At 73.1% G+C, this 9526-nt stretch carries 8 protein-coding genes; 7 read left to right on the forward strand and 1 reads right to left on the reverse strand.

Translation table 11 applies throughout. The features are described from left to right. The first annotated feature begins 116 nt into the window (after positions 1-116). From ACTUAL_RS15335 to ACTUAL_RS15355, 5 genes are read left to right on the forward strand one after another with little or no spacing between them, the layout of a single operon-like run. Complete coding sequence (locus ACTUAL_RS15335) at positions 117-1100, forward strand: LacI family DNA-binding transcriptional regulator (protein WP_440900737.1); 984 nt, start codon at positions 117-119, stop codon at positions 1098-1100. After that, positions 1097-2212, forward strand: a complete 1116-nt coding sequence (locus ACTUAL_RS15340) for a class I mannose-6-phosphate isomerase (protein WP_440900731.1) — start codon at positions 1097-1099, stop codon at positions 2210-2212. Before ACTUAL_RS15335 ends, ACTUAL_RS15340 begins: the two co-directional genes overlap by 4 nt. Further along, positions 2118-2879 (forward strand): ATP-binding cassette domain-containing protein, encoded by a 762-nt coding sequence (locus ACTUAL_RS15345; RefSeq protein WP_440900732.1) that lies wholly within the window; start codon positions 2118-2120, stop codon positions 2877-2879. The genes ACTUAL_RS15340 and ACTUAL_RS15345 overlap by 95 nt, the downstream gene beginning before the upstream one ends. Next, positions 2876-3910, forward strand: a complete 1035-nt coding sequence (locus ACTUAL_RS15350) for an ABC transporter permease (protein WP_440900733.1) — start codon at positions 2876-2878, stop codon at positions 3908-3910. Before ACTUAL_RS15345 ends, ACTUAL_RS15350 begins: the two co-directional genes overlap by 4 nt. Positions 3911-3928: 18 nt before the next feature. Further along, positions 3929-4900 carry an ABC transporter substrate-binding protein gene (locus tag ACTUAL_RS15355; RefSeq protein ID WP_177154441.1) on the forward strand — a complete coding sequence of 324 codons (972 nt, stop codon included), beginning with the start codon at positions 3929-3931 and terminating at the stop codon, positions 4898-4900. 52 nt (positions 4901-4952) lie between these two features. Here ACTUAL_RS15355 and ACTUAL_RS15360 read toward each other — a convergent pair whose 3' ends face one another. Beyond that, positions 4953-5921: a hypothetical protein gene (locus tag ACTUAL_RS15360; RefSeq protein ID WP_440900734.1), complete on the reverse strand. Its 969-nt coding sequence runs from the start codon at positions 5919-5921 to the stop codon at positions 4953-4955. 170 nt (positions 5922-6091) lie between these two features. Here ACTUAL_RS15360 and ACTUAL_RS15365 point away from each other — a divergent pair, with 170 nt between their 5' ends. Together ACTUAL_RS15365 and ACTUAL_RS15370 are read left to right on the forward strand one after the other, a co-directional pair. Further along, positions 6092-7711 carry an alpha/beta hydrolase gene (locus ACTUAL_RS15365; RefSeq protein WP_440900735.1) on the forward strand — a complete coding sequence of 540 codons (1620 nt, stop codon included), beginning with the start codon at positions 6092-6094 and terminating at the stop codon, positions 7709-7711. A gap of 127 nt (positions 7712-7838) precedes the next feature. Next, on the forward strand, positions 7839-9521 hold the full coding sequence (locus tag ACTUAL_RS15370) for an alpha/beta hydrolase (RefSeq protein ID WP_440900736.1): 1683 nt from the start codon (positions 7839-7841) through the stop codon (positions 9519-9521). Positions 9522-9526: the final 5 nt, after the last annotated feature.

Consider the following 9526-nt stretch of genomic DNA (forward strand, 5'->3'; position numbering starts at 1 on the left):
CACCCCCCACCCCACCGTTGACATCCATCACCCCCGCGGGGTGTGATGCCGTCACTATGACAACGTTGTCCCCGAACGGCGCGCAGGCCGGTGCCCGCAAGATGCGGCGCGCCACCATGAACGACGTCGCTCGCCTCGCCGGGGTCAGCATCAAGACCGTCTCCCGCGTCGTCAACGACGAGGCGGGGGTGCACCCGGCCACCGCCGAGCGCGTCCTCGCCGCCATCGACCAGCTCGGGTTCCGGCGCAACCTCAGCGCCCGCAACCTGCGCCGGGGCTCCTCCACGGGCACCATCGGCATGGTCCTGGAGGACGTCGCGAACCCGTTCTACTCCGGCGTCACCCGCGCCGTGCAGGAGATCGCCCGGTTGCGCGGCAGGCAGGTCATCACCGGTTCCTCCGACGAGGACCCCGCGCGCGAGCGCGAGCTCGCCCTGGAGTTCTGCTCCCGCCGCGTCGACGGCCTGCTGATCGTCCCCGCGGGCCTCCAGCACGGCTACCTCGTCCCCGAGATGCGCGCGGGCACCCCGGTCGTCTTCCTGGACCGCCCGGCGGGCGACGTCGTCGCCGACACCGTCCTGGTCGACAACATCGGCGGCACGGCGGAGGCGGTCGCGCACCTGGCCGCGCACGGGCACCGGCGGATCGCGTTCCTCGGGGACTCGCCCGACATCTTCACCGCCAACGAGCGCCTGCGCGGCTACCGCGAGGGCTGCGCGCGCGCCGGCCTCGGCCACCACGACGCCCTGGTGTCGATGGGCCCGCACGACGAGCACTCCGTGCGCCGCGCCCTGCACCGGCTGCGCACCGGCCCCGCCCCCGCGACCGCGCTGGTCACCGGCAACAACCGGATCACCGTGCACGTGCTGCGCGCGCTCGCGGGCTCCACCGACCGGCCCGCCCTGGTGGGCTTCGACGACTTCGAGCTGGCCGACCTGCTCTCGCCACCGGTGACGGTGATCGCGCACGACGCGAAGGCGCTGGGCAAGGCCGCCGCCGATCTGCTGCACGCCCGGCTGGACGGGGACGCCTCGCCGCCGCGCCGCGTGGTTCTGCCCGTGCGCCTGGTGCCGCGGGGTTCAGGGGAGGTCCGCAGGTGAGCAACACGGGTTCTCGGGCGATCGAACTGCCCGCCAACCAGCCGAAGCAGTTCTACCGGGGTGGCGCGTCCATCGCGGAGCTGCGCGGCGCCCCGGAGGCCGACTTCGGCCCGGAGGACTGGGTCGCGTCGACCACGACGCTGTTCGGCAAGCCCGACGCGGGCCTGTCGCGGCTGCCGGACGGCAGGCTGCTGCGCGACGCGGTCGCCGCCGACCCGACGACGTGGCTGGGCCCGGAGCACGTCGCGGAGTTCGGCGCGGACACCGCCCTGCTGGTGAAGCTGCTCGACGCGGGCCAGCGCCTGCCGGTGCACTGCCACCCGTCGAACGCGTTCGCCGCGACCCACCTCGACTGCCGCCACGGCAAGACCGAGGCGTGGATCGTGATCGGCACCAAGGGCGCGAACCCATTGGTGCACATCGGTTTCCGCGACGACGTGCCCGAGGACGTGGTGACCCGCTGGGTCGCCGAGCAGGACACCTCGGCGATGCTCGGCGCGCTGAACGAGGTCCGCGTCTCCCCCGGCGACGTGGTGTTCGTGCCCGCGGGCGTGCCGCACGCGATCGGCGCGGGCGTGTTCATCGTGGAGCTCCAGCAGCCGACGGACTTCTCGGTCACCCTGGAGTGGTCCGGTTTCCTGGCGAGCCCGGACGCGGGCCACCTCGGCCTCGGCTACGACAAGGCCCTCGGCTGCGTCGACCGGGACGGCTGGGGCGGCAGGCTGGACGAGCTGATCCGCCGCACCGGCGACCGGTCCCAGGGCGCCGTGGACCTGTTCGCCCGCAACGCCGACCCGTTCTTCCGCGCCGACCGCCTGCACGTGTCCGGCTCGGTCGAGCTGGACCCGTCGTTCGCCGTGCTGGTCGTGCTGGAGGGCAGCGGGACCCTCGGCTCGCTGGAGCTGCGCCGGGGGAGCACCGCCGTCGTGCCGCACGCGGCGGGCCAGGAGGTCCTGTCCGGCGACCTGGTCGCCGTGCGGTGCAGGCCGCCACTGCCGTCCAGCCTCGGGAGCGGATGTGGGCTTACCCCTGTTAGAAGCAAGGGACCTGGTCAAGCACTACGGAGGCGTCGAAGCCCTGCGCGGCGCGAGCTTCACGGCCGAGGCCGGTGAGGTCGTCGCGCTGATCGGCGACAACGGCGCGGGCAAGTCGACCCTGGTCAAGTGCCTGTCGGGGGTGGAGCGGCCGGACGCCGGGACGATCTCGTTCGACGGGAACCCGGTGTCCCTGCCCTCCCCGACGGCGGCCCGCGCCCTGGGCGTCGAGACGGTCTACCAGGACCTGGCGGTCGCGCCGGACCTCGATCCGGCCGCGAACCTGTACCTGGGCCGGGAGCTGCGCAAGCCGGGCCTGCTGGGGAAGCTCGGCGTGCTGGACAAGAAGGAGATGCGGCGGCGCGCCTGGGCCTCGTTCGCGGAGCTGGGCGTGTCGCTGCAGAGCGTGGACGTGCCGATCGGGTCGCTGTCCGGCGGGCAGCGGCAGAGCGTGGCGGTGGCCCGCTCGGTGGTGTGGGCCAGCAGGCTCGTGTTCATGGACGAGCCGACGGCGGCGCTGGGCGTGGTGCAGCGCGAGAAGGTGCTGGACGTGGTGCGGCGGGTCCGCGACCAGGGCATCGCGGTGGTGCTGATCAGCCACAACATGCCCGAGGTGCTGGCGGTGGCCGACCGGGTCGAGGTGCTGCGGCTGGGCCGCAGGGTGGCCCGCTTCCGGACCGCCGACGCGACCGTGGAGGACCTGGTCGGGGCGATGACCGGCGCGCTGCACCAGGAGGAGTCGTGACCGCCGGGGAGAAGGCCCCGCTGGAGCCGGACGTCCAGCCGAGGAGCACCCCCGAGCGCGGGCTCGCCACCTCCAACACGCTGTGGATCGGCCTGGTGCTGCTGGTCCTGGTCGCGGTGTTCGGCGCGCTGCGCCCGGACGCGGTGCTGACCGCGTTCACGCTCCAGACCACGCTGGTGGAGACCTCGGTCCTGCTGGTGCTGTCGGTCGGCATGACGTTCGTGATCATCACCGCCGGGATCGACCTGTCGGTCGGCTCGGTGCTGGTGTTCTCCGGCGTCACGGCGGCGATGGCGATGAACGCGGTCAGCGGCGGCGACGCCACCGGCGCGGGCTGGGGCACCGTCCTCTTGGGACTGGCCGTGGCGCTGGCGAGCGGCGCGGCGTGGGGCCTGCTGAACGGCCTGCTGATCGCGCGGGCGGGCATCCCGCCGCTGATCGTGACGCTGGGCTCGTTCGGCGCGGCGCTCGGCGCGGGCCAGCTGCTGTCCGACGGGTCGAACGTCAGCGGCGTCCCGGACGTGCTGGCGGACGGCCTCGGCACCGGGACCTGGTTCGGCGTGCCCAACCTGGTGCTGCTCGCGGCGGCGGTGACGGCGGTGGGCGCGCTGCTGCTGTCCACGACCCGCTTCGGCAGGCACACCCACGCGATCGGCTCGAACGCGGAGGCCGTGCGGCGGGCGGGCGTGTCGGTGTCCGGGCACCTGGTGAAGGTGTACCTGCTGGCGGGCGTGCTGGCCGGGCTCGCCGGGTTCATGGCGCTGGCCTACTTCCGGGTCGCGTCCATCACCGGCCACGACACCGACAACCTCAACGCGATCGCGGGCGTGGTCCTGGGCGGCACCAGCCTGTTCGGCGGGGTCGGCTCGGTCGTCGGCACGGTGCTGGGCGTGTTCATCCCGGCGGTGCTGCGCAAGGGCTTCGTGATCGTGGGCGTGAACGTGTACTGGCAGCCGATCGCCGTGGCCGTGGTGCTGGTGGCCGCCGTGTGGTTCGACCAGTCGCGGCGAAGGGCCAGGAACCGGCGCTAGCTGAGTCAGGGAGGGGACATGTCGATGAGGACAGCGGTTCTCGGTGCGACGGCGGTGCTGCTGCTGGCGGGGTGCGGCGGTGGCGGGCAGATCGGCGACTCCGGCGGTGACGTGGACGCCAAGAAGATGGTGCTGATCCCCGGCGTGACCGCCGAGCCGTTCTACATCTCCATGGAGTGCGGCTTCCGCGAGGCGGCGCAGGCGGCGGGCTACCAGGTCGACGTGCAGGCGCCGTCGAAGTTCGACTCGAACCAGCAGATCCCGATCGTCAGCGGCGTGCTGGCGAACAAGCCGGGCGCGGTGCTGATCTCGCCGACGGACGACACCGCGCTGGCCGGTCCGATGAAGTCGCTCAAGGACGCGGGCGTGAAGGTCGTGGAGGTGGACACCGCGCTGGTGGACACCTCGGTCGCGGTGTCGTCGGTGTCGTCGGACAACGAGCAGGGCGGCGCGCTGGCCGCGCGGACCCTGGCCGAGCTGGTGGGCGACCGGACCGGTTCGGTGCTGGTGCTCAACACCAAGGCCGGGACGAGCACCACGGACGCCCGCGCGAGGGGCTTCGAGACCGAGCTGGCCAGGCACCCGAACCTGAAGTACGCGGGCCAGCAGTACACCGACAACGAGCCGGACCAGGCCGCGTCGAAGGTGACCGCGACCCTGGCGGCCTACCCGGACCTGATCGGCGTGTTCGCCACGAACCTGAACACCGGCGAGGGCGCGGCGACCGGGCTGCGCAACGCGGGCAAGACCGGCGCGGTGAACCTGATCGGGTTCGACGCCAGCCCCAAGCAGGTGGAGGACCTGCGCGGCGGGGTGGTGCAGGCGCTGATCGCCCAGGACCCGGCCACGATCGGGAAGACCGGGGTCGAGCACGCGGTCGCCGCGATCGAGGGCAAGGAGGTCCAGCGGACCACCGAGACCGACCTGGTCGCGCTGACCAAGGCCGACATGGAGTCGAAGTCGGAGTACTTCTACAAGCAGGAGTGCTGACGCGCGGTCCACGACGGGGGCGGGGAGGCTCGCGCTTCCCCGCCCCCCCCCGTCACAGGTACTTGGTGGCCAGCTCGGAGGACTCGCGCGCCAGGTCGTCGGCCCGGTACGCCACGTACGCCCACGGCACGTCGTGCACGTGGTCGCGCATCCCGATCAGGTGACGCTTCGCGCGGGGCGCGTCCTCGGCCAGCGCGAACGCCGCCGCGAACAGGTTGTGCGCCTGCAGCGCCCTGGGGTGCGGCTGGAGCTGCGGCAGGGTCTGCGCGTCGGCGGAGGTCCACCGGTCGGCCGCCGCCGCCAGCTCCTCGCGCACCCGCCCGAAGTAGCGCAGCTTCAGCGACGCGATGCGCAGCGCGCTGCGGTCCCCGACGGCCTCCTCGAACTTCTCCAGGAACACCTCGAAGTGCGCGAGCGGCAGCATCGCCACCACCGGGTTACCGGTGGGCGCGGCGTCCACGCTGCCCTGCGCGAACGCCATCATCTCCTCGGCCGAGCCGCCCCACTTGGCGGCCAGCGTCTGCAACCGGGTCCAGTGCGCCGGGTAGAGCGTGGGGCAGCGGGCGACGACCTCCCGCCACACCTCGTCCTTCTGCTCCCGGTCGACCTGCAGGCCGAGCCCGGCCACCTGGAGCTGCGCCCACGGCACCGCGTCCCCCGGCAGCAGCTTGGCCGCCTCGTGCAGCGGGGCGACCGACTTGCGCAGCGTCGCGAAGAAGACCTTGAACCGGTCCTTGCCCACCGAGTCGGCCCGCCCGGTCCCCCGCACCGCCCACGCCTCGCGGATGAAGGCGGTGCCCGCCAGCAGCCACAGGTCGGGGTCCTCGTTGGACTTGGCCAGTTCGAGCAGCTCGTCGGCGTGCCCTATGGCGTGCTCGCCCAGCACCTCGACGCGCAGCGCCCTGACCTCGGGGTCCTCCCGGCACTCGGCGAGAACGGTGGTGGCGGCTCTGAGGTGCCCCGCGTCCATCTCCTCGGCGGCGATGTCCAGGATCGCGTCGTCGTAGGTGTGGTCGCGCACCACCTCGCGGGCGACCGCCGCCGGTCGCCTCCTCCGGAAAACTCCCACATCGGCGAGATTACTGACCTGTGGCGGGGTCGTGTCAGCACCACTGCTCACGGGGTGACGCCTTGTGACGTGCGGCACCGTGCGCTGAGGTTGGGCGCGGAGGCACGACGGAAGGGGGAGACATGCGCAGAGCGCTCATCGCCGCGCTCCCGGTGCTGCTCGCGGGCTCGCTGTTACCCGCGCGGGCGGTCGCCGAGCGGGCGGAGCAGGCCGGGCAGCCTGAGCAGACCGGGCAGGTCGCGGGTGGCAGGCCGATCGCGGAGCGGTTCCTGACCCAGCGGATCGGGTGGGCCCCGTGCGCCGAGCCGGACCTGCCGGGGTTGGAGTGCGGCAGCTACCGCGCGCCGCGCGACTGGAACGCCCTCGGCGACCAGCGGGTGGTGACGATCGCGGTCAGCAGGCTGCGGACGGCGGAGGGGGTCACCAGGAGCCTGCTGACCAACCCCGGCGGCCCCGGCGCCCCCGGCCGGTGGCTGCCGCTGCGGTTCGCCTCCCGCCAGCGGCTGCTGGCGAGCACCGAGGTCATCGGGGTCGACGTGCGCGGCACGGGCGCCAGCACGAACCTGACCTGCGGGAACCTCGACTGGACGACGATCGCCGACCCGCGCGACCGCAGCCGGGCGAACACCGACCTGCTGTACGACGCGGCGCAGCTCCAGGCCCGCGCGTGCCAGTCCAGGTCGGGTGACCTCGGCCGGGTGGTGACCACCGAGCAGACCGTGCGGGACCTGGACCTGCTGCGCCACCTGCTCGGCCGCCCCCAGGCGGACTGGGTGGGCTACTCGGGCGGGACGTGGATCGGCGCCTACTACGCGACGTTCTTCCCGAAGCGGGTCGGCCGGTTCGTGCTCGACTCGAACGCGGACTTCACCGCCCCCTGGAAGAAGATCCTCAACGACTCCTTCGGCCCCGGTTTCCAACGCCGGTTCGAGGTCGACTACCTGCCGTGGGTCGCGAAGCACGACGCCCACTACCACCTCGGCAGGGCCCCGCAGGAGGTGCTGCGGGTCTACGAGGCCGTGCGCGCGGCGGTGAAGGCCGAGCCGTTCGCGCTGGAGGACGGCACGGTCGTCAACGAGATCCTGTTCGACCTGCTGTTCGCCCAGACCCAGTACCTGAAGGAGCTGTTCCCCCAGCTCACGCCGCTGCTGTCCTACCTGGCGCACGCACTGGGCGTGGTGGGCGGCGCCGAGGCCACCGGGCCCGTGACGGCGTCGCGCGCGACGGCGGCGCTGGCGGCGACCCCGGTGCGCCACCCGGACGCGGCGAACGCGACCCTGCACGCGATCGCCTGCAACGACACCCCGTTCCCCGGCGACCGCAGGTCCCTGGCCGGGGAGGCGGAGCGCGCTGGCGCCCGCTACCCGTTCTTCGGCTATTACCAGCCCGTCGCCCCGTGCGCCTTCTGGAACCGCCCGGCGATCGCGCTGCCCACCCCGACCGGCCGGGGCGTGCCGCCGGTGCTGATGGTGCAGTCCGAGCGCGACCCGGCGACCCCGGTCGAGGGCGCGGTGCGGGCGCACCGGGCGTTCGCGGGCTCGCGGCTGCTGACCGTTCTCGACGAGGGCGACCACGGCCTGTACGCGGGCGGCAACGCGTGCGTGGACGACGTGGTGGAGGCGTTCCTGGTCGACGGCGTCGCGCCGGAGCGCGACCTGACCTGCCGGGGGATGCCGCTGCCCGAGCCGCTCACCGCGGAGGCCGCGCCCCCGGTCAGGCCGGCCTTCACGTTCCCCCTGTGACGCTCACCCCCCGGTACCACCGCTGAGGCCGTTCCGGCTCAGCACCTGTGCCCACGGGTGACTCCCTTGTGCCGTTCGGACACCGTGCGTTGAAGTGGGCGGCGGACGAACCTCGAAGGGGGAGCACATGCGCACAACGCTCATCGCGGTGCTGACCGCGCTGCTCACCACCCCGCTGTTACCCGTGCCCGCCTCCGCAGCCCCGGCCGGCGCAGCCCCGACCGGCGCAGCGGAGGCGGGCACAGCGGAGGCGGGCACGCAGGCGGGTGGCAGGCCCGTGGCCGAGCACCTGCTGCGGCAGCGGATCGACTGGACGCCGTGCGCGGAACCGGACCTGGTCGGTCTGGAGTGCGGCGCCTACCGCACCCCGCGCGACTGGACCGCCCCCAGGGACTCGCGGACCATCACCATCGCGGTGAGCAGGCTCCGCAACGACCACGCGCGCCGCAGCGTGCTCACCAACCCCGGCGGCCCCGGCGGTCAGGGCAGGTTCACCCCCTTGATGCTCCAGGGCAGGCAGCGCCTGGTCGACTCCGCCGAGCTGATCGGCTTCGACGTGCGCGGCGCAGGCGCGAGCACCAACCTGACCTGCGGAAACCTGGACTGGCGCCTGGTCGCCGACCCCCGCGACCGCAGCCGCGCGAACGTGAGGCGCCTCTACGACGCCGCAGAGCTCCAGGCCCGGACCTGCCAAACCCTCTCCGGCGACCTGCACCGCGTGGTCAACACCGAGCAGACCGCCCGCGACCTCGACCTCCTGCGCCACCTGCTGGGCAGGGACCTCGTCGACTGGGTCGGCTACTCCAGCGGGACCTGGCTGGGCGCGCACTACGCGACCCTCTTCCCGAGGCGCGTGGGCCGTTTCACGCTCGACTCGAACGCCGACCTCACGGCCAGGTTCCAGACCATGTTCCACGACTACTTCGCCCAGGCATTCCAACGCCGCTTCGACGTGGACTACCTGCCGTGGGTCGCGGAGCACCACGACACCTACGGCCTCGGCCGAACCCCGGAGGAGGTGCGGCGGGTCTACGAGGCCGTGCGCGCGAAGCTGGCCGAGGCCCCCCTCACCCTCCCGGACGGAACCCCCTTGGACGCGATCGCCTTCGACCAGACCGCGTTCCAGACCCAGTACCGCAAGCTCCTGTTCCCCCTGGTCACCCCGGACCTGGCCGACCTGGCCCGCCACTTGGGCGTGGCGCCCCCCGAGCCTGCGGAGACCTCAGGCCCGCACCGCGCCACCCCCGGATTCCCCACCCTGACCGCGCTGGCCAACCGCTACCCGGACGCGGAGAACGCGACCCTGTTCGCCGTGGCCTGCAACGACACCCCGTTCCACGGCGGACGCGCAGCCCTGGCGCGAGACGCCGAGCGCACCGGTTCCCGCTACCCGTTCTTCGGCTACCACCAACTGCTCGCCCCCTGCGCCTTCTGGAACCGCCCACCCCTCACCCTGCCGACCCCGACCGGCGAGGGCGCGCCCCCACTCCTGCTGGTCCAATCCGAACGCGACCCGGCAACCCCCGTCGAAGGCGCCCGCAGGTCCCACAAAGCCCTCAAGGGCTCCCGGATGCTGACCGTCCTGGACGAGGGCGACCACGGCATGTACGCGGTGGCGAACAACCCGTGCGTGGACCGCGCGGTGGAGGACTTCCTGGTGGACGGCAAGCTCCCACAACGCGACCTGACCTGCCCAGGAACACCGATGCCCACCCCAAGCCCCCTGGCCGCGACGACGAACGCCCCAACCACGACGACAGCCGCACTGTCCCCGCTGATCGGATTCCCGCTGATCGGATTCCCGCTGTAAGCGGG

The organism is Actinosynnema sp. (genome assembly GCF_052038725.1).